Origin of the sequence: Bradyrhizobium sp. 1200_D9_N1_1, assembly GCF_052075915.1 — a bacterium.
Taxonomy (GTDB): Bacteria; Pseudomonadota; Alphaproteobacteria; order Rhizobiales; family Xanthobacteraceae; genus Bradyrhizobium; species Bradyrhizobium diazoefficiens.
Window position 1 is genome coordinate 4,888,619 of sequence record NZ_CP197226.1, and the last position, 24,045, is coordinate 4,912,663.

Sequence of the window (24,045 nt, forward strand, 5' to 3'; positions counted from 1 at the left end):
GTGCCTGACTGACGACCCTCCCTCCAGATCTCGAATTCGCTAACTGTGCTCTTGAGCGCGGTTCCAAAGACTTATCTATGTTAAAGGACGACCCCATGAATACGGGAACTGTGAAGTGGTTTAACGGCCAAAAGGGTTTCGGCTTCATTCAGCCGGACCAGGGCGGCCAGGATGTTTTCGTTCATATCAGCGCAGTTGAACGCGCCGGCATGAGCACCCTCAACGAGGGCCAGAAGGTTTCCTTCGAAATCGTCGCGGACCGCCGGACCGGCAAGTCTGCTGCGGAAAATCTGCGCGCCGTCTAGGCTACCGCAATCGGTACTATGTTGCTTTGACCACGGATGTACTGGCAGAGCTTCTGGTTCTCTCGACCCGCGACTGGTTTACCGGCCGCGGGTTTTTTTGCATCGGTTGCGGGTCGGCCCGCCCATCGAAACAGCTGAGGTCGCGAGCGTGTCTATCAATATCGATTCAGGCCAGGACTCCGATCAGGAACACGACGACGTCATGTATCCGCAGGTCCTGCCGTTTGTATTGATCCACGCGGGATGCCTCGCGGCGATCTGGTCGGGCGTCTCGTGGCAAGCCGTTGCAATCTGCGTTGCCCTGTATTGGCTGCGCATGTTCGGCATCACTGCCGGATATCACCGGTACTTCTCGCATCGGGCTTACGCCACAAGCCGGGCGTTCCAGTTCATCCTTGCCTTCCTTGCCCAGAGCAGCGCCCAGAAAAGCGTGCTTTGGTGGGCTGCCAAGCACCGCCATCATCATCTTCACTCGGATACGGCGCAAGATGTCCATTCACCCCGGCACAAGGGCTTCGTGTACAGTCATCTCGGCTGGATCTTTTACCGGCAGCACGATGCGACCGACCTCGTGAAGGTATCGGATCTGGCGTCGTATCCCGAGTTGATGTGGCTGCACCGGCTGGAGCTGTTGCCGGCGGTCGTGCTCGCGGGTCTGTGCTTCCTGATTGCCGGGTGGTCGGGGCTCGTGGTCGGATTTATGTGGAGCACCGTGGTTCTGTATCACGCGACATTCTGCATCAACTCCCTCGCACATGTTCACGGACGCAGGCGGTATGTGACCGGCGACGATTCCCGCAACAACTGGCTGCTCGCCCTGCTGACGATGGGCGAGGGGTGGCACAACAACCATCACGCCTACCAGGCCAGCGCCCGGCAGGGCTTCTACTGGTATGAGGTCGATCTAACCTACTATGCCCTGGTCGCCTTGTCCTGGCTCGGGATCGTCTGGGATCTGAAGTTGCCGCCCAGGCAGGTTCTGCGCAATGAGCATCGTTTGGGATCGCGCGTGGTCAAGCAAGCGGCCGAGCAGCTCGCCGCTCGCTTTGATCCCGAGCACATCGCGCTCGCGATCAGAACGTCGATCCACGAGACTGAATTATCGGTCCGGGACGCGCTCAGTCTGCTGCAGCACCGTGCCGACTTGCGCCTGTCCAGCATGCCGACCCGCGAGCAGTTGCTGGCTGAGGCGCAACGCATGTTCGCCAAGACCATATCCCTCGACGATATCGTCGACCGCGCCTACGAACTCCTGCACGATTCTGTCGGTTTTCTCCTGGCCACGCCCGCTCTATCGGCCAACACGAACGCGAAGAGTGGCATTTAGCGCGAGCATCCCCATATAGGGGTATGACCAATTGGCAGAAGTCGAGTCCACGGCAACCACCCAAGACGAAGGCTGAGCTTCGCGAGATGCTGACTGAGGCAGTCCGCAACACGCAGCCCGGCCGCGAGTCGAATCGCCTGGCGAAAGCCAGGAAGATCGCGGCCGGGATGGCCCGCGCCGATCAAGCGTCCGGGGTCACCGCACCCGTTCGCTGAGCCCCGAGAAGGAGCCGCATGCGCAAGTTTCCCAAGCCCACCGAGCAAGAGCTCAAAGAAGGGCCCCAAGCCGTGTCCTTTCAGATCGCGAACGGGAACGCGCGGCAGACCTGTATTCTGCAGACCACGCTCCCAACCAAGGCGCAGGCGCAAAAATACCTTCTCGCGAATTGGCCGGCCGTCGAAAAGATGGCTCGCGACGCTCTCGCGATGGGAGCCGTTGAGGACGGCCAGATCAAGCTCATGATGACGTGAGCGTCCGAGGCCCGACGGCGGACATCAAGACGCGTATTGGATTATTGAACGCTGGCGAATGACTACGACGCCGCGCGCGAGGCGTCGGCGGACAGCCGCGCCAGCAACGACCTGGCCGTATCCGACGACGACAGCGAGTCCACGCTGACCACCGGATCGCTGCGCATCTCGTGCTTGCCGTTGGAGGTGTGCCGCATCACCGCGGAGAGACGGCGGGCGATCATGTGGGCGGTGCGGAAGTCGGTCTCGGCGAACACGACGATGACCGAGCCGTCCTTCTGCGCCGCGCCGAAATCCATCTGCCGCATCAGGCGGCTCAGGATGCGCGCAGCATCCAGTTGTGCGCGGGGATTTGAGGGATCGAAGGCGAAGCGCGCCACCGACAGGCCGCCGCCGCGGGCTAGCGTCTGCTCGACCGCCCTGGAGAAATCGCGGGCAAAGGCTTCCGTCGTGAGCAGGCCGCTGCGCGGATCGAGCCAGCCGCCGGCGTCGATCGAGCGCAGCGTGCGGCTCAGTTGCGCTTCCATCGCGTGCTGGCGGATCAGCGGCAGCGCGTTGGCGGCGACCTTCGCCGGCTCGCCCGGAATAAGCTCGAGATTAGGCAGGTCGTAGGTCTGCACGAGCTGGTGTGCGGTGACGACCACGGGCAGGCTGCGGAAGCGGGTGTCTTCGGCGAGCACCGTGAGGAAGGCGTCGGTGACGCGCGCGGTAAAACCTTCCGCGAGCACCACGCCATCGATATCGCGAGTGTTGAGATGCTTGGCCGCGGCCTCGATCGAGAGCGCGCCGATGACACCGACGCGCTCACCGAGCGCGACGGAGAGTGCGGGATAGGCTGCGCCGCGGCCGATCAGGAGCACGGTGGCATCGCGCGACGGGTCGCTCTCCGGCAGCGCGACCTTCGCCTCCGGCAGCCGGCGCAGCACGGTGGCATGAAGGGTGCGCACGCGCTGCGCGGCGCGCAGCCGCGCGCTCAGGCGGTCGGAATTGCCGCGCGAGGAGAAGGGCAGGGCGTTGTGGGGCAGCGTGCCCGCCGCGTCCAGGGCCACGAAGGGCAGGTAAGGCGATTGGTCAGCGATCTTCCTGGCGAGCAGCGCCAGATACGGCTCATATCCGCTGTTCATTGCGGCGAGAACCGCGGCCGGCTGCACCTGCTCGACCGCGCGCACCGCGCTGGCCCAGTCGGTGTCGACCACGGGGAAGAGACGGGCCTCGTCCAGCGCCGCAACGAAGGCGGGGCGCTCGGCATTGGACACAAAAAGGATCGGGCCCGCCTGGGACATAGCAAACTCTGATCACGCGACAGATGCTGCGCAATCTAGTTTGGCCGCCTTAATGCAGCGTCAACGAATGGGTCGAAAGTGCGCCTAGGCCGCCCCGGAGCGGTCGCGAAAAGCCTCAACCATCAGGGGGTTAAGCCCAAGCTCGTTGAGCGCCTCGCGGGCGCGGGCATTGTCCTGGGCCCGGCCCGCCAGCCGATGACCGGAAAGGCGGTCGGGCAGCGCGGTGAGCAGGGCGCCCTGGCCGAGCCGGCGCGCCCATTCCTGGAGGTCGTTGGAGAGGAAGCGGTAGCCGCCGACGGCCATGATGCCCGAGGGCGGCGCGGTGATGCAGATCGCACCGCTCGGACGGTCGAGCCGCGCCGCATAGCCGGTGTCGACATAGTCGCGCGGCGGCTGCGCGATCAGCGTCTCGCCGACCGGCTGCGGCGGGGCATAGGCCGCGATCGGCACCATCGCCCCGCGGAGGCCGAGCGTGCCCTTCGGCGTCAGCAGGATCTCGCCGGCGATGGAGGAGCCGGACTGTTCGCGCGGGGCGCCGTGCGGCCCCGGCATTACCGCAACAGGCATGCCGTCCTCGCCGCGGCGGGCGCCAAACAATCCGGCCTCGCCGAACAGATAGACGTCGGTCAGCGGCGCATGCGGCGCGATCCAGGCATCGCTTGCCGCCACCTGTTCCGGCGCGCGCCACAGGCCGATAACGTTGCGTAAGGTAGGCATCCGCGCCGCCAGGTCGGAATCGCCGAGCCGCAGCGCGAGCTGCGCGGGCGCGATCAGCACCTCGCATTCATGCTCGTTGATCTGCTGCTCCAGCACGTCGTTCTCGAACGGATGATGCAGCGCCAGCGCGCCGCCCGAGAGCAGCCACACTGCGAGCGAGGAGGCGAGGCCGGCGAACGACATCGGCGTGAACGCCGCCATCACGGTCGCGCCCTGCTTGATGTCGGCCTCCAGCGACATCGCAAGGCCCCCGGCGATCAGGCTGAAATGCGGCCGCGGCACCGGGCGAAAGCCTTCCGCCGTGACGTCGAAGGAGATCATCGCCGCCTTGCGGCCGTCCTGGATCACGGCGCGCGTGGTGCCGGGCGGGCGGGCCAGGACCTCGTCGAGCGAGGCCATGCCTTCGGGCAGGTCGGTGCCGAAGCCGCAGACATGGCGGATCGAGAACGCCTCCGCCGCAGCGTGCATCGCGAGGTCGGAATAGCTGACGCCGTCGACCCTGCTCATGGTGACGATGGCGCGCGCGGCGGTGCGGTTGAGCGCAGCGGTCAGTTCCGCGTGGCGCCAGAGCAGCGGCAGCACGGCGACGACGAGACCGGCGCGATGGGCGGCGAGCACCGTCAGCACGAACTCGACCGTGTTCGGCAGCTGGATTGCGATGACGGAATTGGCCGGCAGGCCCGATTCGACGAAATAGGCCGACAGCGCCTCGATGGCGGTATCGGCCTCGGCATAGCTCAGCCGCCGCGGCTGGTGCCCGGTCACGCGCGCCTTGTTGAGGGGGTCGAGCAGGGCGGTCGCGTGCGGCTGCCGCATCAGCGTGCGCTGGAACAGCGTGTCGAGCGTCGGCGATACGGCTTGCTGGTTCACGGCGTCACTTCGCTTGACTGGCCCTAAGGCTCACCCTTCGACCACCAGGTCTCCGGCAGGTAGCCGGACAGCGCAGTGGCCTTTGGCCGTTCTATCCGATTCCAGCGCGCGATCCATTGCTCGGATACGTTAAACAGGGGGATTGTGTAGAAGCCCGCGATCAGGGCGCGGTCCAACGCGCGCACCGCCGAGACGAAGGCCGTATGTTCACGGGCCTCCAGCAGGGCGGCGATCATGGCGTCGACCGCCGGATCCCTGGCGCCCATGTAGTTGCGGGTGCCTGGATTGTCGGCGGCAGCGCTGCCCCAATAGAAATACTGCTCGTTGCCGGGCGACAGCGACTGGTCCCAGCGGTTCTGGATCATGTCGAACTCGTAAGCGAGCCGGCGCTGGTCGAATTGCACGGGATCGACCGACCGTACGCTCGGCTCGATGCCGGCGCGCCTGAGGTCGCGCTGGAAGGCGAGCGCGATGCGCTCCTGGTCGCGGGTCGTGACCAGGATCTCGAACGTGAAGGGCGCCTTGGTCGTCCGGTTGCGCAGCGCGGTGCCGTCGAGATCGTAGCCGGCCTCCGACAACAGTTTCAGCGCGGCGCGCAGCGTGGCCCGGTCGCGGCCGGAGCCGTCGGTCACCGGCAGGCGGTAGCTGCCGTCCATGACATCGGGCGGAATCTGTGCGGCGAACGGCTTGAGCAGCTCGCGCTCGCGCGCGTCCGCAGGCCTGCCATAGGCCGACAGGTCCGAGCCGGCGAAATAGCCGGCGACGCGCGAGTAGAGCGAGAAGAAGTAGTTGCGGTTGACCAGCTCGAAATCGAACAGCAGCGTCAGCGCCTTTCGCACGCGGATGTCGGCGAACATCGGACGGCGGGTGTTGAAGACCAGGAATTCCGAGGGCTGCGGCACGCCGGGCTTGACGCTGTCGCGGATCACCTCGCCGCTTTTGACGGCCGGAAAATCATAGCCGTCGTGCCAGCGCAGCGGCTCGTTCTCGACGCGGAAATCGTAGAGGCCGCGCTTGAAGGCCTCGAACTGGCCGTTGGCCTCGCGGAAAAAGTCGAGCCTGATCTCGTCGAAATTGTAGAGGCCGCGATTGATGGCGAGGTCGCGGCCCCAATAGTCGGGATTGCGCTTGAGCGTCACGCTGGCGCCGGGCCGCACCGCGGTGACGCGATACGGGCCGGAGCCGACCGGCCCGGTCAGCGTCGTCTCCTCGAAGGTCGCGACATCGACCGCGTGCTTGGGCAGGATCGGCATCAGGCCGAGGATCAGCGGCAATTCCCGGTCGTTGGCGCCGGTGAGGTCGAAGCGGACGGTGAGAGGATCGGGCGCCTCGGCCCTGGCAACCTTGGCATAGTATTGCCGAAGGTTCGGTCGGCCGTGGTCGCGCAAGAGCTGCCAGGAGAACAGCACGTCCTCCGCGAGCACCGGTTTGCCGTCGGAGAACCGGGCGCGGGGATCGAGGCGGAACGTGACGTAGCTCCGCTCGTCATCGGTCTCGACCGATCTGGCGAGCAGGCCGTAGAGCGTGAACGACTCATCTTGGCCACGCGCAAGCAGGCTTTCGACCACGTAGCCGCGGATCGGCTGCACCGCCAATCCCTTCACGACGAACGGATTGAGGCTGTCGAAGGTGCCGAGCATGCCCCAGGTCAGCCGGCCGCCCTTGGGCGCATCGGGATTGGCGTAGGGCATGTGGGTGAAATCGGCGGGCATCGCCGGCTTACCGTGCATGGCGATGGCATGGGCCTCCTCGGCCCGTGCGCTGGCCGGCAACCCGGCGGCGAGGGCCATAACGAGGGCCGAGGCGAGGAGGATGCAATGGCGGATGCCGGGGCCCTCGAGAAGGCGTTGGAACATGAACATCGGCACACGTTGATTCGAGGACCGGCGGACCTGAATCCTATCACAGGGAATTTGGTGGGGCGCTGGCGCCAGAGTGACCAAAGACGCTTGTCGGCATTGATCTTTTCGTCGGCCACGTTAAGAAGGCGGGCAATCGCGCAAGAGCGCCGAGCCCGTCACTTATCCGCCTCATTTGACGGGGAGAGAGCCGCGCCCAAGGCGGCTTGGTTCGGCGCTTCGGAGCGGTTCGGGCACTTCCCGTTCAGAAAGGGTTTTCTGCAATGAATTTCCGTTACTTGGCCGCGTCCGTCCGGCCGCGCGGGCGACTTCTCGCCTTGTTGACGGCGACGGCATTGGCCGTTCCGTTTGCCGCCGAGGCCCAGACCCCGGCGCCGGCCCCCGGTGCGCCCGCCGCGCCCAAGGCAGCTCCGGCCCCGAAAGCCGCTCCCAAGGCAGCCCCCAAGGCTCCGGCACCGGCCGCTCAGGCGCCCGCCCAGCAGGCTCCTCCCGCCGCGGGCGCGCCGGCGCAGCAGGGCGCAGCCCAGCCGGCAGACCAGCAGATCCAACTGATCTACGCCCCCTGGACCAAGTTCTGCCTCAAGGGCCAGGACGCCAACGCCAAGCAGGTCTGCTTCACCGGCAAGGACGGCCGCATCGAGTCGGGCCAGCCGGTCATCGCCGCCGTCATCATCGAACCGGAAGGCGAGCCGAAGAAGATCCTGCGCGTGACGCTGCCGCTCGGCATGCAGCTCGTGCACGGCACCCGCATCATCGTGGACAGCAATGCGCCGTTGCAGAGCCCGTACGTTATCTGCTTCCAGAACGGCTGCATGTCGGACTACGAAGCGACGCCCGAGCTCATCGCCAACATGAAGAAGGGCCAGAATCTCGTTGTCCAGGCGATCAACGCCAACGGCGCGCCGCTGACGCTGCCGCTGCCGCTCGCCGGCGAATTCCAGAAGGCCTATGACGGTCCGCCGACCGATCCGAAGGTGTTCGAGGAAACCCAGAAGAAGCTTCAGGAAGAGCTTCAGAAGAAGGCGGACGAGCAGCGCAAGAAGCTCGAGCAGAGCGGTGCTGCGCCCGGCGCGGCTCCGGCCGGCCAGAAATAATCGGGACCAGATCCCTGACATGAAAAAGGCGCTCACTCCGAGCGCCTTTTTTATTGGCCGCTTGCCGGCGGCTTAACTCAGTTCAGCGACGGATTGCGCGGGCGGTAGCCGCCGCCCTTGTCCTTGATGAAGATCTCGGCGACCTGCGAATGGCGGATCGGCTCGCCGGATTCGTCGGGCAACAGGTTCTGCTCGGACACGTAGGCGACGTATTCGGATTCCGCGTTCTCCGCGAGCAGATGGTAGAACGGCTGGTCCTTGTGGGGCCGCACCTCCTCCGGGATCGACAGCCACCACTCCTCGGTGTTGTTGAATTCCGGATCGATGTCGAAGATCACGCCCCGGAACGAGAAGATCCGGTGGCGAACGACCTGTCCGATCTGAAATTTCGCGGTCCGCGCTTTTATCATTCCCCGTCGATAGACCAGGATTGTGGCCGATGCTAGTGGCCTAACTTCGAATTAACGTCCGCTTAAGGGGCAGATAGCTCCCAAGTCTTCAGAAGAAACTTGAGAAATGGTCGATATCCTCAATCTGGCGCTACCGTATTTCGGCTTGATCTTCGTCGGATTTGCCTGCGGCAAGATCAAATCCCTGCCGGAATCGGGCCTGGCCTGGATGAACTTCTTCCTGCTCTACGTGTCGCTGCCGGCGCTGCTGTTCGCGATCATGTCGAAGACGCCGTTTGCGGAGCTGAACAACCCGCCGTTCCTGGTCGCAACCACGCTGTCGACGGTTACGGCGTTCACGCTGGCGCTCGTCGTCGGCAAGGTTCTCGGCCGCCTGACCCTGCGCGAGGCGACGCTCGCAGGGCTCTCCGGCGGCTACGGCAACATCGGCTATATGGGGCCGGGGCTGGCGCTCGCCGTGCTCGGGGCGAAGGCTTCGGCGCCGACCGCGCTGATCTTTTGCTGCGACAGCATCTTCCTGTTCACGATCGTGCCGCTCCTGATCGAGCTGTCCGACCGCGATCATCCCTCGATCGTCCATGCCTTCGGCGTGGTGCTGAAGCAGATCGTGCTCAACCCGCTGATCATGTCGGCCTGTTTTGGCGCGGCGGTGGCAGCGCTGCATATCGAGCTGCCGGTCGCGCTCGACCGCACCATCACATTCCTCCAGAACGCTGCAGCCCCGACCGCGCTGTTCGTGCTCGGCGTGACCGTGGCGCTCCGCCCGTTCGATCGGGTGCCGTGGGAGGTGCCGGGCGTGGTCGCGGTGAAGCTGCTGTTCCATCCGCTCGCAGCGTTCGGCCTGATGCTGGCGTTCGGCCCGTTCGCGCAGCCTTGGGCCGCGACCGCCGTGCTGATGGCCTCGCTGCCGCCGGCGCTCAACGTGTTCGTGATCGCCCGGCAGAATGACGCCTGGATCGAATCCGCCTCCGTCGCCGTGCTGCTCGGGACGTTTGCGTCCGTGGTCACGCTGACCAGCGTGATGTGGGCGATCCAGACCGGCCGGCTGGCGTTTCCGTGAGCGAGCTTACCGCCGCCAGGTAGGCGTCAGCCCCTCCCGCATGGCGAAGCGCCGGAGCGGGCCGATGGCGCCGAGCAGGTGCATGCCGACGGCGCGGACCGGCTGGAGCGGCAGGAAATCGTTGAGCAAGGAGCGGTTGGCGATGTCGATCGCAAAGGTCCGGCTCAGGATGTCGGGCCGCCGGGCGCGGTCGTAGCGCTCGAGCACGTCGGGCGCGCCGGGATCCTCGCCCGAGGCGATGGCATCGCCCGCAAGTCTGGCAATGTCGGCGGCATCGCGCAGGCCAAGGTTGAGGCCCTGGGCGCCGATCGGGGGAACCACATGGGCGGCTTCGCCGACCAGCGCGATGCGGTCGCGGCCGAAGGATTTCGGACGTTCGATCGCCAGCGGAAACAGGTTGCGGCCGGGCTCGACCGTCATGCGTCCCAGGATGGAATGCGACTGCTTCTCGATCGCGGCGGACAGCTCGTCGTCGCTTAAGCCGCGGAGGCGTTCCGCTTCCGCGGGAGCTGCGACCCAGACGATGCTGGAGCGGTTGCCGGGCAGGGGCACGAACACGCAGGGCCCGTGGGGCGTGTGGAACTCGGTCGAGACATTGCGATGCGGCCGCGCATGGCCGACGTTGAAGGTGAGCGCGGTCTGCGTCAGGTCGCGCCGCGTCACCGCGATGCCGGCAGCCTCCCGGCACAGCGAATGCCGGCCGTCGGCGCCGACCACGAGGCGGGCTGCGAGGAATTGCGCGGAGGCCGTGCGGATCGCGACATCGTCGGCTTCAATGACGACGCTTTCGGCCTCGTCGTCGAAACGGACGATCCCGGGCAGTTCGGCCGCGCGCTCTTCCAGCGCCAGCATCAGCGAGCGGTTGTCGATGTTGTAGCCGAAGGCGTCGAGCCCGATCTCGTGACAGGAGAAGCGGACCTCCGGCGCCCGGAACAGCCGGCCGGTGTCGTCGACGAGGCGCATGATTTCGAGCGCGGCCGCCTTGTCCTTGCAGCGCGGCCAGACGTCGAGGCTCTCCAGCAGCTCGACGGAGGCGCCTAGCAGCGCCGTGGTGCGGTTGTCGGCATAGGGCAGGCGGCGCGCCACCAGCGCGGTCCGTGCACCCGCCTGCGCCAGCGCGATGGCCGCGCTAAGTCCCGCCGGTCCGCCGCCGATCACGGCTGCGTCAAAGAGTGTCGATGCGTCTGTCATGGAACGACATTTGACACGCCCGGCGGCAAATTCAAGCCCACCTATTTTTCCGTGATTTTGTGGCGAATTGTGCGACCGGGCGCCGCAATGGCTTATGTGCAAACCGGCCTCGTTCTGATAGCAGAAGCCATGGATACCCAGCAGGATTCCCTGAAGCCGAGACCGGCGATGCGCGCCGCGGCCTTCTCGGTGCACGTCTTCACCGCCTTCGGCGCGGCCATTGCGCTGCTGGCGATGCTGGAGGCCGTGCGCGAGCACTGGGCGGCGATGTTTCAATGGCTGGGCGTCGCTCTGATCATCGACGCGATCGACGGTCCGATCGCGCGCCGGCTTGACGTCAAGAACGTGCAGCCGAACTGGTCGGGCGACGTGCTCGATCTCGTGGTCGACTTCGTCACCTATGTGTTCGTGCCGGCCTACGCGATCGTAGCGAGCGGCCTGCTGCTGCCGGTCGCGGCTCCCTTGCTCGGCGTCGCCATCATCGTCACCAGCGCATTATATTTCGCCGATCTGCGGATGAAGGCCGATGACAATCATTTCCGCGGCTTCCCGGCGCTGTGGAACGCGGCTGCGTTCTACCTGTTCCTGCTGCACTGGCCGCCGCTGTGGTCGACGCTGCTGGTCGCGGCCCTCGTGGTGCTGACCTTCGTGCCGTTCCATGTGTTGCATCCGGTCCGCGTCGTGCGGCTGCGCTGGCTGACGATGTCGCTGATCGGGATCTGGGCGGTGCTCTCCCTTTACACGCTGGACATGGACTTTCGCGTCGGTCCCGGCGTGACGCTCGCGCTGTGCGCCATCGCGCTCTGGATCAGCTTCAGCGACGCATTGATCCGCTTCGCAAGATCCTTCGCATGATGCATCTCCTCGCCAGCCCCGAAGCCTGGGCCGCGCTGCTCACCTTGACGTCGCTCGAGATCGTGCTCGGCATCGACAATGTGATCTTCCTGTCGGTGATCGTCTCGCGCATCCCGGAGAAGCAGGCGCACCGCGCCCGCCAGATCGGGCTCGCGCTGGCGCTGGTGTTCCGCATCATCTTGCTCAGCGTTCTGGTCTGGCTGATCGGCCTGACCGCGCCGGTGTTCTCGTTTGTGGGTTACGATTTCTCCTGGCGCGACCTCATCCTGATCGGCGGCGGCCTGTTCCTGATCGCGAAGGCGACGCACGAGATCCACGCCGAGGTCGAAGCCGATGAGGGGGAGGGCGACAGGGCCTCCGGCCGCAACGCCTTCTTCTGGGTGATCGTCCAGATCATCGTCATCGACATCGTGTTCTCGCTGGACTCGATCATCACCGCGATCGGCATGGCGCAGGACATCGAGATCATGATCGCGGCCGTCGTGATCGCCTGCCTGATCATGTACCTTTCGTCGGGGCCGGTGTCGCGATTCGTCGCGGAGCATCCGACCACGAAGATGCTGGCGCTGGCCTTCCTGGTGCTGATCGGCGTCGCGCTGGTTGCGGATGGATTCCAATTCCACATCCCGCGCGGCTACATCTATTTCGCAATTGCGTTCTCGGCGGCGGTGGAGTTCTTCAACGTGCTGGCCAAGCGCAACCGCAGGAAAGCCGGCAAATAGTCGCGTTTGGTCCGTTCCATTCCAAGTCGAGTTGACAAGGTGGTCGTGATGTCTTTGGCTTGCCGCCACGACGACCGAGAGGAGGTCAGTCAATGACCAAAGCCGTCCGTGTGCACAAGGTCGGAGGCCCCGAAGCCCTGGTCTATGAGAGCGTCGAGGTGCCGGCGCCCGGCCCCGGCGAGGTGCGCATCCGCCAGCATGCGGTGGGGCTGAACTTCATCGACGTCTATTATCGCACCGGCCTCTACAAGGCGCCGGAGCTGCCTTTCATCGCCGGCAACGAGGCCTCGGGCGAGGTCATCGCGGTCGGGCCGGGCGTCACGAATTTCCATCCCGGCGACCGCGTCGCCTACTACCACAATCTCGGCGCCTATACCGGCGAGCGCAATATCCCGTGGGAGAAGCTGGTCAAGCTGCCCGACCACATCACCCACGAGCAGGGCGCCGTGCTGATGCTCAAGGGGCTCACGGTCTGGTATCTTCTGCACAAGACCTTCAAGGTCGAGCCGCACCATCGCGTGCTGATCCACGCCGCCGCCGGCGGCATCGGCCTCCTGGCCTGCCAATGGGCGAGGGCGCTCGGCGCCCACGTCATCGGCACGGTCGGCTCGCGCGAGAAGGCCGAGCTTGCGGAAGCCAATGGCTGCGACCACGTCATCCTCTACAACGAGGAGGACTTCGTCGCGCGCGTCAAACAAATCAGCCGCAACGAGGGCTGCGATGTCGTCTATGACGGCGTCGGCAAGGCGACCTTCCCGGGCTCGCTGTCCTGCCTGAAGCCGCGCGGCATGTTCGTCTCGTTCGGCAATGCCTCGGGTCCGGTGCCGCCGTTCTCGATCGCCGAGCTCAACAACCACGGCTCGCTGTTCGCGACCCGGCCGAAGCTCAACGATTACGTCGGCACGCGCAAGGAATTGCTGGAAGGCGCCGACACGCTGTTTTCCGCCGTCATCAACGGCAAGCTGCACGTGCCGATCAACCACGCCTACGCGCTGAAGGATGCCGCCAAGGCGCATATCGATCTCGAAAGCCGCAAGACCACGGGCGCGTCGATTTTGAAGCCGTAGCTAACCGTCGTTCCGGGGCGGCTCGAAGAGCCGAACCCGGAATCTCGAGATTCTCAGGCGCGCAATTGCGCACCGTAGTTCGATGCTTCGCATTGCCCCGGAATGACGAGCTTGTGTATGCGCCGCTACGCCACGCGCCTCGCCGCGCCGGCCTTGGTCAAGATCGCGTCGAGGCAATCGATCATCTCGGCGATCTCCGCCCGCGTCACGTTCAGCGCCGGCATGAAGCGCAGCGTGTCGACCTGCGGTGCATTCAGCAGCACGCCGGCTTCGAACGCCTGCGCGACGATGCCGGGCGCGATCGGCAGCTTGAGGTCGAGCGCGAGCAGCAGGCCGCGGCCGCGCACGCCGCCGAGGCCATGCCGGGCCGAGACCTTCTGCAACTCGCTTTCGAGCAACAGGCCGGTCTCGGTGACCGACTTCAGGAAGTCCGGCTTGCCGACCTCGTCCAGCACCGCAAGGCCCGCCGCGCACATGATCGGGTTGCCGTTGAAGGTGCCGCCCTGGTCGCCGTGCTCGAAGCAGGCCGCCCGTTCGGTCGCAAGCAGCGCGGCGAGCGGCACGCCGCCGCCGATGCCCTTGCCGAGCGTCATGATGTCGGGCGCGATGCCAGTGTGCTCGTAGTGAAAGAGCTTTCCGGTCCGGCCCATGCCGGTCTGGATCTCGTCAAGAATGAGCAGCAGGCCGTGCGCCTTTGTCAGCGCGCGCAGCTCCTGCAGGAACTGATCGGTCGCAGGCCATACGCCGGACTCGCCCTGGATCGGCTCGAGCATGACCGCGACGGTGTTGTCGTTGATCAGCTTCTCGACCGAGGCGATGTCGTTGAGCTTCGCCTTCTTGAAGCCGGCGACCTTCGGCTCGAACAAGGGCTCGAACGCCTTCTTGCCCGAGGCCGACATCGTCGCCAGTGTCCGGCCGTGGAAGCCGCCTTCGAAGCTGATGATCTCGAATGCGCCGCCCTTGTGCAGGCTGCCGTATTTGCGCGCGAGCTTGATCGCGCCCTCATTGGCCTCCGCGCCGGAGTTGGCGAAGAACACCTGGTCGAAGGCACTGTTTGCGACCAGCGCCTGCGCGAGCTTGAGGCTCGGCTCGTTGTAGAAGGCCGGGCTTGGCGTCAGCAGCCGCTTGGCCTGCGCGGCAAGCGCGTCGGCGATCGCCGATGGCGAGTGGCCGAGGCAGTTCACGGCCCAGCCCTGCACGAAATCGAGATAGCGCTTGCGGCTGTCGTCCCAGAGGTAGGAGCCGGCGCCGCGGACGAACACGGCCTTGGGCCGTGCGGTGATATCCATCAGCGCATCATACGGATGGGTGGCGGTGGTCATGTCGAACTCCTATCGAGGGGCGGGTGGAAAATGGACGCAAAAAGCAAGAAGGCCGCACTTTGCGGGTGCGGCCTTCTCGAAAACTGGCTGAATTCAGTGCTTCAGCGGCGTCGTCGGACATGGCGCAACCCATCATCGTCGCGGGTGCGACGACGGAAAGCTGCGCGGCGGTTGGTCCGAGAATTGATCATGGGCCGCGTCCCTACAGCCGAAGGGCAGGGCTTGTCAAGCGGGCGCTTCGCGAGATGCCCGCCGAGCGTGCATCGGTCAGGTCGGATGCGCAGCTTCTTCGGCGTCCTCCGCCCCCCAATCCGCAGCCGCAATCGCGCTGTCGATGAGCTCACCGCGCATCAGCTTGAGCGGGGATGTCCAGTACAGTGCGATGTTGTGGAAGGGATCGGTCAGCACCTTGAACACCCATACCAGTCCGGTTGTGACATCGCGCGCGACGAAGAGTTGGATCATGCGCGCAAGTCCGCCACCGACGCCGATCGCGAGCCAGAGCGCGCCGACATGGCGGATGAAGTCGAGACGCGTGGCGGGTGGATCGAACAGTCCGAACAGAGTGGGGAACACGTACAGCGCGAGCGGCGCGCTGCCCCAGACCAGGAGCAGGATGATCTTGCGGGTCTGGTTGTAACCGACCTTGACCGCTTCCTTGTACGCGTTGCTGACGTCGTTGACTGCGTCATAGCCGCTCGGCTCGAAGAAGAAATGCCCGGTCTGCCGTGTCAGCATCGCGAGCCAGCCGACGAGTCCCGCGAGCGCCGGATCTTTGAACAGCAGCGCATAGCAGGCGAGGAAGATCACGGCGCTGAAGAGGTGCAGCGTCTGATTGACGGTGCTCTGGTGGTAGAAGCGGTAATCGTCGAAGCGCTGCGTGCGCAGCATGTCCGAGAGGCAGCTCATCATCAATCCTCGCTCGCGTTGAAAGCGCGGCAGAGTTAGGACGAGTCCGTGACCTCCGCGTGAATGCACTATAGTGTCACATTCCGGCGTGCGGTCGTACGCGGCACGATGGTTGCGCAGAGAAATTACTGCACGCCGTAACGGGCGAACACGTCGGCGATGCCGGCATTGACCGCCCTGGCCGCGGCGATGTCGCGCTCCGCGCCGTCGGCGTCACCCGTCCTGCGTTTCGCAAGGCCGCGGCCGTAGAGCGCGCTGTCGAGCTCCGGCTTTGCGCTCAGCGCCGTGTCGTAGTCCGCAATCGCCGCGTCGAGATTGCCGAGCTTGAGGTAGGTGAGGGCGCGGCTGTCCAGCGTGTAGGGATCGCCCGGGCGCATCCGGAGCGACTGCTCGCAATCGGCCAGCGCCTCCTGCAATTGCCCCAGGATCGCGCGCGTCATGCAGCGGGCATTGAACACGCCGGCATAGCTCGCATTGGCCTTGATCGCGCGATCGTAGTCTTCCAGCGCCCGCGCGTAGTCGTGGTCGTCGAAATACATGCTCGCGCGCGCATAGGCGTCGCGGTCGTTGTTCGGCGTGAGCTGGAGCGACTTGCCGAAATCGGCCAGCGCCCGGGCCCGCTCCCCCTTGTCGCGGAAGATGCGTGCACGGTTGCCGTAGGCCGGGCCATAGTTGGGATCGAGCTTGATCGCCATGTCGAGATCGGCGAGCGCGCGATCGGCCTCGCCGTGCTCGCGATAGGCCGTGCCGCGGTTGAAATAGGCGAGCGCGAATGTCCGATCGAGCTTGATGGCCTGATCGTAGTCGGCGAGCGCACGGGCGTAGTCGTTCTTGCCGATGTAGGAATTGCCGCGGTTGTTGTAGTAGAGCGCGTCATTTGGCTTGAGCCGGATCGCGCGCGTATAGTCGGCGATGGCGTGGTCGCGATCGCCGAGATCGTCATAGGCAATGCCGCGATTGTACCAGGCGATGGCGTCGTTCGGATCGAGATCGATGGCGCGGTTGAGATCGGCGAGCGCACGCTCGGCGTCGCCCTTGCGCCGGAAGATCTCGCCGCGGTTGGCAAGCGCCAGCGCATTGGAGGGATTGGCTTGCAGCACCGCCGAGCAGCCGGCGAGGCGCCGGTCGTCGCCGACCTTGTCGGTGCCGAAACACCATTGCCGCGCCTGGGCGGGTGATGGCGATTGCGCAGCGGCGGGAAGTGCAAGCAGGATCAATGCTGTGCCAATCGCGCACAGCCCGGCCCGGATACCAACCTCGTGATTGTATTTCATCGATAGCCGCGCAGAAACCATTGAGCCTCTGGCGCGTTTGTGATCGAAGGATGCGAATTGGTTCGAACCGGACGCTGGTCCGTTGAGACCAACACTGGCGTGACCAACAGACAGTATTCAGCCTTGTCCGATACGCCTTACCCGATCGACCTCGACAGCATTCGCGGCGCATTTCCGCCGGGTATCGAAGCGCCACCCCTGCTTGTCGATTTCGCCGATTGGCTGAACGGGCGCCCCTGGGGCAGCGTCGGTCGCTTCTCCCTGCAAGGCCAGTTCTCCGATCATGCGCCGATCGTCGACGGTAGTCCCCTGCGCGACAGGTTTTCGTTGTTCATGCGACTTCCGGACGGCTCGGCCGTCGGCGGGTGGTACGGTGCCGGTCTCGACCGGGACAATCCGCCGATCGTCGGTCTGGGGTCGGAGGGCGACTACGAGCTGCTGGCGCCGAGCCTTGACGGTCTGCTCGCAAAACTGACGTCGCAGCAATTCGGTAACGCCTGGAGCGACCTGCTGCCGCATGACGAGGTCGAGTGTCAGACGGTCGAGCTTGCGCGGTGGCTCGCCGGGCGGCCGGCTGGCGAGCCGATGGCGCCGGACGACGCATCGCTGGAACTTCCCGACTTTCGCGGCTTCGTGGAAAAATGGAGCCGGGATCGCGAAGACTATTGGGCCAATCACCGCCTGATGGCCGAGCTCGGCTGGCGGCTGGCGGCGCATCTGCCGAAGGGGAAGAAGCCCTGGGACAAGACGAACTTCGAGGTCGCGATATCGGGCGCACAGTATCAGGCGCGCGTCCTCACGCGTGGACCGCAGCCGTTCGAGGAAGCTTCTTCGATCGAATCCCTGCTGCGCGACCTGCGCGAAGAGATGCGCCGCGCACAGCCCGAGCTCGGGTTGTGGTACGCGATGAGCTTCGGGCTCTACGCCGACGGCCGCGTCATGCCGAACTTCGAATACGATCTGCGCCCGACCATCGACGGCGAGCCTGCGCTGCTATCCGAGGCGAAGGCCGATCTTGTCCGCGCTCCGCGCCCGGAGCGCTGGGTGCCGAAATGGCTGGCGGCATCCTGAAGCTCGGAATCCCGCGATGCTGCCGCCCAGCCGGCGCGCCGAAATCTTCTGCTGTCGTGCCATCTTGACCTCGCGGGAACGGCACCTTCGATCCCCCTTGACTTAGAGTGCGCTCGAAGGGGTATCTGTACGTGCGTCAGTACGAGAACGGGCACACATGAAGATCGGCGACCTCGCAAAACGAACCGGCTTGTCGACTCACACGTTGCGTTATTATGAGCGCATCGGGCTGCTGCCATACGCAGACCGGGATCGTTCCGGCCAGCGTGACTTTGACGCATCGATCCTCACATGGATCGAATTCCTCGGTCGGCTCAAGACCACGGGAATGCCGATCCGGGACATGTTGCGCTATGCGGCGCTTCGTGATGAAGGCGAAGCCACCGGGCCAGCCCGGCGGCAGATGCTGGAAATCCACCGGGAACAGGTTCGCACGGAGATTGCCGAACTCCAGGAATGCCTGCTCGTCCTTGATACCAAGATCGCCGGCTATGCCGGCGGCGAACAGAGGACGAAGGAAAATGACGCACGCTCAAACACAAGCCGAAAGCCGCTTCGATCGCGGCCAGCGGGCCCTGTCACGCATTGACGGCAGAGCCGGCGAAAAGGTCGTCGCCTCACTCGCCGACATCGCTCCGGATTTCGCACGATACGTGATCGAGTTTCCCTTCGGCGACATTTACAGCCGCCCGGATCTCGGCCTGCGCGATCGAGAGATCGCGACGATCGCCGCGCTGACGGCGCTCGGAAATGCCGCGCCTCAGCTCAAAGTGCATATCGAGGCGGGTCTGAACGTCGGGCTGTCTCGCGACGAGATCGTGGAGATCATCATGCAGATGGCCGTCTATGCGGGCTTCCCGGCGGCGGTGAACGGGCTGTTCGCAGCCAAGGAGGTGTTTTCCGCGCATGATGGACGGCAGGGGTCGGGAGAAGCGACATGACGAACTTCGAACACGATGTGCGCCCGACGATCGGGGGCGAGCCGGCAAAATTAGCCGAGGCACAGGCCGACCTCGCCCGCGCGCCGCGTCCGGAGCGCTGGGTGCCGAAATGGCTGGCCGAAGCCTGATCGCGACTTCGCGCTTGCGCCCGGCGCGCGCTTGGTGATGCTGCCTCAGGCAGCATCGGGGGCTCGTTTGATTAGATCGATACAGTTCGAAAAGATTGGCACGGCGCCGACGCGTCTCGGATTTTCGCTCGTTGCGAGCGGGGTTGCGGGCGATCAGTCGCTACTTTTCCTGTTCGAGTCCTCGGGAGACAGCGCATCGACTGCAGCCGCGTTGCGCGCTTCTGGCGTATTGCCGCATCCGAAGATGGAAAGGTTGAAGCGTTACGGTCTGCACAAGTCGGCTGCCGGATCGGAGCTATGGATCGATCTGCCTCCGCTTGAGCTCGGCCATTCTCATGTCGACCTCTTTCCCGACGGGCGGGTCTTGCTGGCGAGCCGCAGACACAACTGGCGGGCCGAGACCGACCACGACCTGAACGGAGTCATCTTTGATCCCCGGACCGGACGAGCAGACCGCGTCGGCCTCGGCGATGCCATCAGCGATCTCCAGATCGATGACCTCGGACGGATCTGGATTGGGTATTTCGACGAGGGTGTTTTTGGCAGTTCGGTCGGGCAGGCCGGCTTGGTTTGCTTCTCGACTTTGGGAGAGAAGGTCTGGGAATTTCCAGCAGATGCAGACCACACGATTGACGACTGCTACGCGCTCAATGTGGCGGGCCCAGAGGCCGCCATTTTCTTCTACTCGGATTTCCCGCTCTATCGGATCGGCGCAGACTTCGAATTGACCTGGAAGCAAACGAAGCTTCGAGGCTGCCACGCGTTCGCAATGTCCGAGACGGAGATTCTGTTCTCGGGCCAATACGACGATCCACCCAATGTGGCCTACATCGGACGATCGGATCGAGAGGGAATGATTCTTGTGAGGCGGGCATACCTGTTCATGCCCGACGGCTCAGCGCGACCGCGCGGCCGTTTGCAGGGCCGCGGCAGGCATCTCTATCACTTCGGCGAGGACGGGATTTACCGGGCGACGCTGGGTTGAGCCCGTTGACGGAGTGCTCTCAGAACCCTGCGACGCTGCCGTGCAGGTCGTATTGGTCGGCGCGCTCGATCTTTGCCGTGACGATCTCGCCGACGCGCAAGGGGCGGCGGCTCGACAGGTAGACCGCGCCGTCGATCTCGGGCGCATCGGCCTTCGACCGGCCCCGGGCAACGGTCGGGCCGACCTCGTCGATGATGATCTGCTGGCGCGTGCCGACCTTGCGCTTCAGCCTGCGCGCCGAGATCTTCTGCTGGCGCGCCATCAGCGCGTTGTAGCGCTCCTGCTTGACCTCTTCCGGCACGGGATTGGCGATCGCATTCGACGTCGCACCGGCAACCGGCTCGTATTTGAAGCAGCCGAGGCGGTCGATCTCGGCTTCGTCGAGCCAGTCGAGCAGATAGGCAAAGTCCGCGTCGGTCTCGCCGGGGAAGCCGACGATGAAGGTCGAGCGCAGGGCAAGATCAGGGCATTCCTCGCGCCAGCGCTTGATCCGTGCCAGCGTCTTGTCCTGCGCCGCCGGGCGCTTCATCGCCTTCAGCACCTCGGGGCTCGCATGCTGGAACGGGATGTCGAGATAGGGCAGCACCGTGCCTTGCGTCATCAGTGCGATGACCTCGTCGACATGCGGGTAGGGGTAGACATATTGCAGCCGGACCCAGGCCCCGAGCTCGCCGAGCTCGCGCGCGAGGTCGAGGAATTTGGCGCGGACCTGGCGATCCTTCCACGGGCTCTCGGCGTATTTCAGGTCGACGCCATAGGCCGAGGTGTCCTGCGAGATCACCAGCAGCTCCTTGACGCCGGCGCCGACCAGCCGCTCGGCCTCGCGCAGCACGTCATTGGCCGGGCGCGAGACCAGATCGCCGCGCAGCTTCGGGATGATGCAGAAGGTGCAGCGGTTGTTGCAGCCCTCGGAGATCTTCAAATAGGCGTAGTGCCGCGGCGTCAGCTTGATGCCCTGCGGCGGCACCAGGTCGAGATGCGGATTGTGGGCGGGCGGCAGCGCGCGGTGGACCGCGTCCAGCACGCTCTCATATTGCTGCGGGCCGGTGATGGAGAGCACGCCCGGATAGGCCTGCTCGATCTGCTCGGGTTCCGCGCCCATGCAGCCTGTCACGATCACCTTGCCGTTCTCGGCCATGGCCTCGCCGATCGCCGAGAGCGATTCCTGCTTGGCGCTGTCGAGGAAGCCGCAGGTGTTGACGATGACGATGTCGGCCCCGTCATGCTTGCGGGCGAGCTCGTAGCCCTCGGCGCGCAGGCGAGTGATGATGCGCTCGGAATCCACCAATGCCTTGGGACAACCGAGTGACGTGAATGAAATGCGGGGCGCTCTGTCCATTGTATCGCCTGGAGCCTAGATCTGAATTGTCCGGATTTAGCGATCCAAGTAATTGAACCGATGGCGAAATTCAATAACTAACCTATGGACCGGTTCCGATTGTGTGACTGGAGGGGCCGAGATGGATTCCTCCAACGTGCACGTTTTCGTTGTTATTCTGTTCTAGCGTATTTCCACGGAGCTAGACTGCGATGCGCCGCTTCATCTTCAGCATGGTTTTCGCTGTTATTTCCTGGAGCGCGATGTTTCCGGCGCGGGCTGAAGTCGACAAGATCTTACGTGTTTGCGACGGGCAAAAAGGCCTGTGCCCGGAATTCAGGCCGCGCGTGAAGGCGCCCGACGGGTGGGCGAGGGACGAGGCCGCAAGCCTCAAGTACGGCGCCTCCATGTTCGTGCCCAGGGGGAAGGGATTCGGTAACGCCGAAGCAATCATCTATGCCGAAGGCCGCTACAACAAGGATCGAACCGAACTGGTTCAATGGGTCGCAACGAGCGATCAGGATTGGGCGGCGACGTCCGGCAAGAATGCCAAGATCACCTCGCTTCCCTCGGCCAGCCCCGGTGTCATCATCAACCGGTACGACAATCCGTCCCTGAAGGACCAACCGGTCGAAGTGATCGCGCATTACGTTGATGTCGACAAGGACGGCAACTCCTATGTCGTGCGGCTGGCGGTCTCCGGCAAGAACGAGAGGGCGGTGTTGGCCGCCGTGCCACTTCTCGACAGGATGATAGCTGGTGCGAGGATTCCGTGAGAGCGTAAGCCCAGATGGCAGCTGCCGTCGGGCGGGAGTGGGCGGCTTTGAAAGTTTGCATTCGTTGTCTCAGGAGCATCCGAGCGACACGAAGCTGACCTTGGGCGCAGCCGTCTCTTGCATATCTCTTGATCTGCCTGATTGATCGGCAGGAGCTAGTCCTAAATGCGGTCAATTACAACCCTTTGCAGGGCGTTCCGGCGTGCTATGGATGAATCACCTGACGTGAGTGAGCCATGAGCGCCGAGCAGTCGCCCAAAATCGTGATCGTCGACGAAAGCCCGATCCGGGCCGCGATCCTCGAGGAGGGGTTGCGGGAGGCCGGATTCACGCAGGTCGCCCATATCCGCGAGATGCAGAGCCTGCTGGCCCGTATTTATGCGGTGGATCCCGACATCATCCTGATCGATCTGGAAAACCCCAGCCGCGACGTGCTGGAGGCGATGTTCCAGGTCAGCCGCGCCGTGCGCCGGCCGATCGCGATGTTCGTCGACCAGAGCGATTCAGCCTCGATCCAGGCCTCGGTCGAGGCGGGCGTATCCGCCTACATCGTCGACGGGCTGAAGAAGGAGCGCATCAAGCCGATCCTCGACCTCTGCGTGTCCCGCTTCAACGCCTTCGCCAAGCTTCAGGAGGAACTCGAGCGCACGAAGTCGCAGCTCGAGGACCGCAAGATCATCGAGCGCGCCAAGGGCATCTTGATGAAGGTGAAGGGCCTCACCGAGGACGAGGCCTATGTGCTGCTGCGCTCGACCGCGATGCGCGAGAAGAAGAAAATCGGCGAGATCGCCCAGTCGATCATCACCGCGTCGGAGATGCTGAAATGACCGGACCGCTTCGCATCGGGTTCATTCCGCTGGTCGATGCCGCCGCGCTGATCGTCGCCGTCGACAAGGGCTTTACCGCCGCCGAAGGCCTCGACGTCGAACTGGTGCGCGAGGTCTCCTGGTCCAACGTCCGCGACAAGCTCAATATCGGCCTGTTCGACGCCGCCCATCTGCTGGCGCCCGTGGCGATCGCGTCCTCACTCGGGCTCGGCCACGTCAAGGTGCCGATCGCCGCGCCCTTCAATCTCGGCATCAACGGCAACGCGATCACGGTGTCGCCGACGCTTCATGCCGCGCTGATGGAGGAGATCGACGGCGACCGCTTCGATCCGCTCGTTACGGCGAAGGCGCTGGCTCGGGTGGTCGCCAGGCGGCGCAAGCTAGGTGCCGATCCGCTGACCTTCGGCATGACCTTTCCGTTCTCGACCCACAATTACCAATTGCGGTTCTGGATGGCGGCGGCCGGCGTTGATCCCGACGAGGATGTGCGGCTGGTGGTGTTGCCGCCGCCCTACATGGTGGACAGCCTCGCGAACGGCCATGTCGATGCGTTCTGCGTCGGCGCGCCCTGGAATTCGATCGCGGTCGATCTCGGCATCGGCCACATCCTGCATTTCGTCTCGGACATCCTCGTCCACGCGGCGGAGAAGGTGCTGGCGGTCCGCCAGACCTGGGCCGACAAGAATCCGGACGTGGTCGCTAGCCTCGTGCGCGCGGCCGTGAAGGCCGCCGAGTTCATCGAGCATCCGGAGAACCGCATCGAGGCCGCGCGCATCCTGGCGCAGCCGGAGCGGATCGGCGTCGATGCCGAGGTGATCCAGCGCACGCTCACGGGACGCCTGAAGATCTCGCCCGACGGCACCTTCCGCGAAAGCGGACGTTACCTCCTGGTCGGACGCGAAGGGGCGGGGCGCCCGGATCCGGTCCAGGCCGCCTGGCTCTACGCCCAGATGGTGCGCTGGGGACAGACGGCGCTGGCGCCGGATGGCGTCAAGACGGCGATGGCCGTGTTCAGGCCGGATCTTTATGATGCCGCCCTGGGCAGCCGAGCGGCGCCCAGTGAGGCTCCCGCGGCGTTCGGGGCGTTCGCCGGCCCCGTCTTCGATCCCGACAATATCAGGGGGCATCTCGAGGCCTTCGAAGTCGGTCGCTGGAAGGCCTGATTCGATCCTGCATCGTTTTTAGGCGCCTGGGCTCCTCGTCTAAATTTTGGGCTGGCTGCTCGAATTTCGTGAGAGTTCCCCGCCCGGGAGTTCCCGGGGGC

General features: G+C 64.8%; 24 protein-coding genes and 1 pseudogene. 16 read left to right on the top strand and 9 right to left on the bottom strand.

The window, feature by feature from the left end:
- The first annotated feature begins 95 nt into the window (after nt 1-95).
- The 3 genes from AB5K84_RS23560 (at nt 96) to AB5K84_RS23570 (ending at nt 2,102) form a co-directional block, all read left to right on the top strand.
- Complete coding sequence (locus tag AB5K84_RS23560; protein ID WP_028173969.1) at nt 96-305, top strand: cold-shock protein; 210 nt, start codon at nt 96-98, stop codon at nt 303-305.
- A 202-nt stretch (nt 306-507) separates the two neighbouring features.
- Nucleotides 508-1,632 (top strand): acyl-CoA desaturase, encoded by a 1,125-nt coding sequence (locus tag AB5K84_RS23565; protein WP_051000369.1) that lies wholly within the window; start codon nt 508-510, stop codon nt 1,630-1,632.
- Between the two features lie 233 nt (nt 1,633-1,865).
- Nucleotides 1,866-2,102, top strand: coding sequence for a hypothetical protein (locus AB5K84_RS23570; RefSeq protein ID WP_011087364.1), 237 nt, complete (start codon nt 1,866-1,868; stop codon nt 2,100-2,102).
- A 62-nt stretch (nt 2,103-2,164) separates the two neighbouring features.
- Here AB5K84_RS23570 and AB5K84_RS23575 read toward each other — a convergent pair whose 3' ends face one another.
- The 3 genes from AB5K84_RS23575 to AB5K84_RS23585 form a co-directional block, all read right to left on the bottom strand.
- Complete coding sequence (locus AB5K84_RS23575; RefSeq protein ID WP_011087363.1) at nt 2,165-3,385, bottom strand: hypothetical protein; 1,221 nt, start codon at nt 3,383-3,385, stop codon at nt 2,165-2,167.
- Nucleotides 3,386-3,469: 84 nt separating this feature from the next.
- The gene (locus tag AB5K84_RS23580) at nt 3,470-4,972 is read right to left on the bottom strand and encodes a class I adenylate-forming enzyme family protein (RefSeq protein ID WP_011087362.1); all 1,503 of its coding nucleotides are present in this window, start codon (nt 4,970-4,972) and stop codon (nt 3,470-3,472) included.
- 23 nt (nt 4,973-4,995) lie between these two features.
- Complete coding sequence (locus AB5K84_RS23585; protein ID WP_038967416.1) at nt 4,996-6,834, bottom strand: extracellular solute-binding protein; 1,839 nt, start codon at nt 6,832-6,834, stop codon at nt 4,996-4,998.
- Between the two features lie 260 nt (nt 6,835-7,094).
- Between AB5K84_RS23585 and AB5K84_RS23590 the strand changes: the two genes are divergently transcribed.
- On the top strand, nt 7,095-7,925 hold the full coding sequence (locus AB5K84_RS23590; protein ID WP_011087360.1) for an invasion associated locus B family protein: 831 nt from the start codon (nt 7,095-7,097) through the stop codon (nt 7,923-7,925).
- A 77-nt stretch (nt 7,926-8,002) separates the two neighbouring features.
- Here AB5K84_RS23590 and hspQ read toward each other — a convergent pair whose 3' ends face one another.
- Nucleotides 8,003-8,335, bottom strand: a complete 333-nt coding sequence (gene hspQ, locus AB5K84_RS23595; RefSeq protein WP_011087359.1) for a heat shock protein HspQ — start codon at nt 8,333-8,335, stop codon at nt 8,003-8,005.
- Nucleotides 8,336-8,441: 106 nt separating this feature from the next.
- Between hspQ and AB5K84_RS23600 the strand changes: the two genes are divergently transcribed.
- Nucleotides 8,442-9,395, top strand: coding sequence for an AEC family transporter (locus AB5K84_RS23600; protein WP_011087358.1), 954 nt, complete (start codon nt 8,442-8,444; stop codon nt 9,393-9,395).
- Nucleotides 9,396-9,401: 6 nt separating this feature from the next.
- On the opposite strand, the gene AB5K84_RS23605 is transcribed toward AB5K84_RS23600, so the two are convergent.
- Nucleotides 9,402-10,586, bottom strand: coding sequence for a UbiH/UbiF family hydroxylase (locus tag AB5K84_RS23605; protein ID WP_011087357.1), 1,185 nt, complete (start codon nt 10,584-10,586; stop codon nt 9,402-9,404).
- An 87-nt stretch (nt 10,587-10,673) separates the two neighbouring features.
- On the opposite strand from AB5K84_RS23605, the gene pcsA reads away from it, so the two are divergent.
- The 3 genes from pcsA to AB5K84_RS23620 all read left to right on the top strand — a co-directional run bounded on the left by pcsA (nt 10,674) and on the right by AB5K84_RS23620 (nt 13,230).
- Entirely contained in the window at nt 10,674-11,441 is a 768-nt protein-coding gene (gene pcsA, locus AB5K84_RS23610) for a phosphatidylcholine synthase (protein WP_028173978.1), read from the top strand.
- Nucleotides 11,438-12,163, top strand: coding sequence for a TerC family protein (locus AB5K84_RS23615; protein WP_011087355.1), 726 nt, complete (start codon nt 11,438-11,440; stop codon nt 12,161-12,163). The genes pcsA and AB5K84_RS23615 overlap by 4 nt, the downstream gene beginning before the upstream one ends.
- 92 nt (nt 12,164-12,255) lie before the next feature.
- Nucleotides 12,256-13,230, top strand: coding sequence for a quinone oxidoreductase family protein (locus AB5K84_RS23620; RefSeq protein WP_011087354.1), 975 nt, complete (start codon nt 12,256-12,258; stop codon nt 13,228-13,230).
- Between the two features lie 125 nt (nt 13,231-13,355).
- On the opposite strand, the gene AB5K84_RS23625 is transcribed toward AB5K84_RS23620, so the two are convergent.
- From AB5K84_RS23625 to AB5K84_RS23635, 3 genes are all read right to left on the bottom strand, one after another.
- Complete coding sequence (locus tag AB5K84_RS23625; protein WP_011087353.1) at nt 13,356-14,552, bottom strand: acetylornithine transaminase; 1,197 nt, start codon at nt 14,550-14,552, stop codon at nt 13,356-13,358.
- 267 nt (nt 14,553-14,819) lie between these two features.
- Nucleotides 14,820-15,461: a hypothetical protein gene (locus AB5K84_RS23630; protein WP_038967417.1), complete on the bottom strand. Its 642-nt coding sequence runs from the start codon at nt 15,459-15,461 to the stop codon at nt 14,820-14,822.
- 125 nt (nt 15,462-15,586) lie between these two features.
- On the bottom strand, nt 15,587-16,735 hold the full coding sequence (locus tag AB5K84_RS23635) for a tetratricopeptide repeat protein (protein ID WP_236842251.1): 1,149 nt from the start codon (nt 16,733-16,735) through the stop codon (nt 15,587-15,589).
- Nucleotides 16,736-16,858: 123 nt separating this feature from the next.
- Here AB5K84_RS23635 and AB5K84_RS23640 point away from each other — a divergent pair, with 123 nt between their 5' ends.
- The 5 genes and pseudogenes from AB5K84_RS23640 to AB5K84_RS23660 all read left to right on the top strand — a co-directional run bounded on the left by AB5K84_RS23640 (nt 16,859) and on the right by AB5K84_RS23660 (nt 19,860).
- Nucleotides 16,859-17,806: a hypothetical protein gene (locus AB5K84_RS23640; RefSeq protein WP_038967424.1), complete on the top strand. Its 948-nt coding sequence runs from the start codon at nt 16,859-16,861 to the stop codon at nt 17,804-17,806.
- Nucleotides 17,807-17,963: 157 nt separating this feature from the next.
- Nucleotides 17,964-18,395 (top strand): MerR family transcriptional regulator, encoded by a 432-nt coding sequence (locus AB5K84_RS23645; protein ID WP_011087349.1) that lies wholly within the window; start codon nt 17,964-17,966, stop codon nt 18,393-18,395.
- On the top strand, nt 18,328-18,747 hold the full coding sequence (locus AB5K84_RS23650) for a carboxymuconolactone decarboxylase family protein (RefSeq protein WP_038967418.1): 420 nt from the start codon (nt 18,328-18,330) through the stop codon (nt 18,745-18,747). The genes AB5K84_RS23645 and AB5K84_RS23650 overlap by 68 nt, the downstream gene beginning before the upstream one ends.
- Nucleotides 18,744-18,875: pseudogene (locus AB5K84_RS23655) on the top strand (hypothetical protein); the annotation flags it as partial. The gene AB5K84_RS23650 and the pseudogene AB5K84_RS23655, both read left to right, overlap by 4 nt.
- A gap of 37 nt (nt 18,876-18,912) precedes the next feature.
- The gene (locus tag AB5K84_RS23660; RefSeq protein ID WP_249163363.1) at nt 18,913-19,860 is read left to right on the top strand and encodes a hypothetical protein; all 948 of its coding nucleotides are present in this window, start codon (nt 18,913-18,915) and stop codon (nt 19,858-19,860) included.
- Nucleotides 19,861-19,879: 19 nt separating this feature from the next.
- Here the strand turns inward: AB5K84_RS23660 and rimO are convergent, their stop codons facing one another.
- Nucleotides 19,880-21,199, bottom strand: coding sequence for a 30S ribosomal protein S12 methylthiotransferase RimO (rimO, locus tag AB5K84_RS23665; protein WP_011087346.1), 1,320 nt, complete (start codon nt 21,197-21,199; stop codon nt 19,880-19,882).
- Nucleotides 21,200-21,390: 191 nt separating this feature from the next.
- On the opposite strand from rimO, the gene AB5K84_RS23670 reads away from it, so the two are divergent.
- The 3 genes from AB5K84_RS23670 (at nt 21,391) to AB5K84_RS23680 (ending at nt 23,944) form a co-directional block, all read left to right on the top strand.
- Nucleotides 21,391-21,954 carry a hypothetical protein gene (locus AB5K84_RS23670; protein ID WP_038967419.1) on the top strand — a complete coding sequence of 188 codons (564 nt, stop codon included), beginning with the start codon at nt 21,391-21,393 and terminating at the stop codon, nt 21,952-21,954.
- A gap of 236 nt (nt 21,955-22,190) precedes the next feature.
- Entirely contained in the window at nt 22,191-22,781 is a 591-nt protein-coding gene (locus tag AB5K84_RS23675; protein WP_011087344.1) for an ANTAR domain-containing response regulator, read from the top strand.
- Nucleotides 22,778-23,944, top strand: coding sequence for a CmpA/NrtA family ABC transporter substrate-binding protein (locus tag AB5K84_RS23680; protein ID WP_011087343.1), 1,167 nt, complete (start codon nt 22,778-22,780; stop codon nt 23,942-23,944). The genes AB5K84_RS23675 and AB5K84_RS23680 overlap by 4 nt, the downstream gene beginning before the upstream one ends.
- Nucleotides 23,945-24,045 lie beyond the last annotated feature (101 nt).

Bases quoted from the DNA above. Each gene is read 5' to 3' on its own strand.
- rimO (WP_011087346.1), bottom strand. From the start codon at position 21,199: ATGGACAGAGCGCCCCGCATTTCATTCACGTCACTCGGTTGTCCCAAG.
- AB5K84_RS23620 (WP_011087354.1), top strand. From the start codon at position 12,256: ATGACCAAAGCCGTCCGTGTGCACAAGGTCGGAGGCCCCGAAGCCCTG.
- AB5K84_RS23630 (WP_038967417.1), bottom strand. From the start codon at position 15,461: ATGAGCTGCCTCTCGGACATGCTGCGCACGCAGCGCTTCGACGATTAC.
- AB5K84_RS23675 (WP_011087344.1), top strand. From the start codon at position 22,191: ATGAGCGCCGAGCAGTCGCCCAAAATCGTGATCGTCGACGAAAGCCCG.
- AB5K84_RS23590 (WP_011087360.1), top strand. From the start codon at position 7,095: ATGAATTTCCGTTACTTGGCCGCGTCCGTCCGGCCGCGCGGGCGACTT.
- AB5K84_RS23565 (WP_051000369.1), top strand. From the start codon at position 508: ATGTATCCGCAGGTCCTGCCGTTTGTATTGATCCACGCGGGATGCCTC.
- AB5K84_RS23600 (WP_011087358.1), top strand. From the start codon at position 8,442: ATGGTCGATATCCTCAATCTGGCGCTACCGTATTTCGGCTTGATCTTC.
- AB5K84_RS23575 (WP_011087363.1), bottom strand. From the start codon at position 3,385: ATGTCCCAGGCGGGCCCGATCCTTTTTGTGTCCAATGCCGAGCGCCCC.
- AB5K84_RS23605 (WP_011087357.1), bottom strand. From the start codon at position 10,586: ATGACAGACGCATCGACACTCTTTGACGCAGCCGTGATCGGCGGCGGA.
- AB5K84_RS23570 (WP_011087364.1), top strand. From the start codon at position 1,866: ATGCGCAAGTTTCCCAAGCCCACCGAGCAAGAGCTCAAAGAAGGGCCC.
- AB5K84_RS23670 (WP_038967419.1), top strand. From the start codon at position 21,391: ATGCGCCGCTTCATCTTCAGCATGGTTTTCGCTGTTATTTCCTGGAGC.
- AB5K84_RS23615 (WP_011087355.1), top strand. From the start codon at position 11,438: ATGATGCATCTCCTCGCCAGCCCCGAAGCCTGGGCCGCGCTGCTCACC.
- AB5K84_RS23680 (WP_011087343.1), top strand. From the start codon at position 22,778: ATGACCGGACCGCTTCGCATCGGGTTCATTCCGCTGGTCGATGCCGCC.
- AB5K84_RS23635 (WP_236842251.1), bottom strand. From the start codon at position 16,735: ATGAAATACAATCACGAGGTTGGTATCCGGGCCGGGCTGTGCGCGATT.
- AB5K84_RS23585 (WP_038967416.1), bottom strand. From the start codon at position 6,834: ATGTTCATGTTCCAACGCCTTCTCGAGGGCCCCGGCATCCGCCATTGC.
- AB5K84_RS23645 (WP_011087349.1), top strand. From the start codon at position 17,964: ATGAAGATCGGCGACCTCGCAAAACGAACCGGCTTGTCGACTCACACG.
- AB5K84_RS23625 (WP_011087353.1), bottom strand. From the start codon at position 14,552: ATGACCACCGCCACCCATCCGTATGATGCGCTGATGGATATCACCGCA.
- AB5K84_RS23560 (WP_028173969.1), top strand. From the start codon at position 96: ATGAATACGGGAACTGTGAAGTGGTTTAACGGCCAAAAGGGTTTCGGC.
- pcsA (WP_028173978.1), top strand. From the start codon at position 10,674: ATGGCTTATGTGCAAACCGGCCTCGTTCTGATAGCAGAAGCCATGGAT.
- hspQ (WP_011087359.1), bottom strand. From the start codon at position 8,335: ATGATAAAAGCGCGGACCGCGAAATTTCAGATCGGACAGGTCGTTCGC.
- AB5K84_RS23660 (WP_249163363.1), top strand. From the start codon at position 18,913: ATGCTGCCTCAGGCAGCATCGGGGGCTCGTTTGATTAGATCGATACAG.
- AB5K84_RS23650 (WP_038967418.1), top strand. From the start codon at position 18,328: ATGACGCACGCTCAAACACAAGCCGAAAGCCGCTTCGATCGCGGCCAG.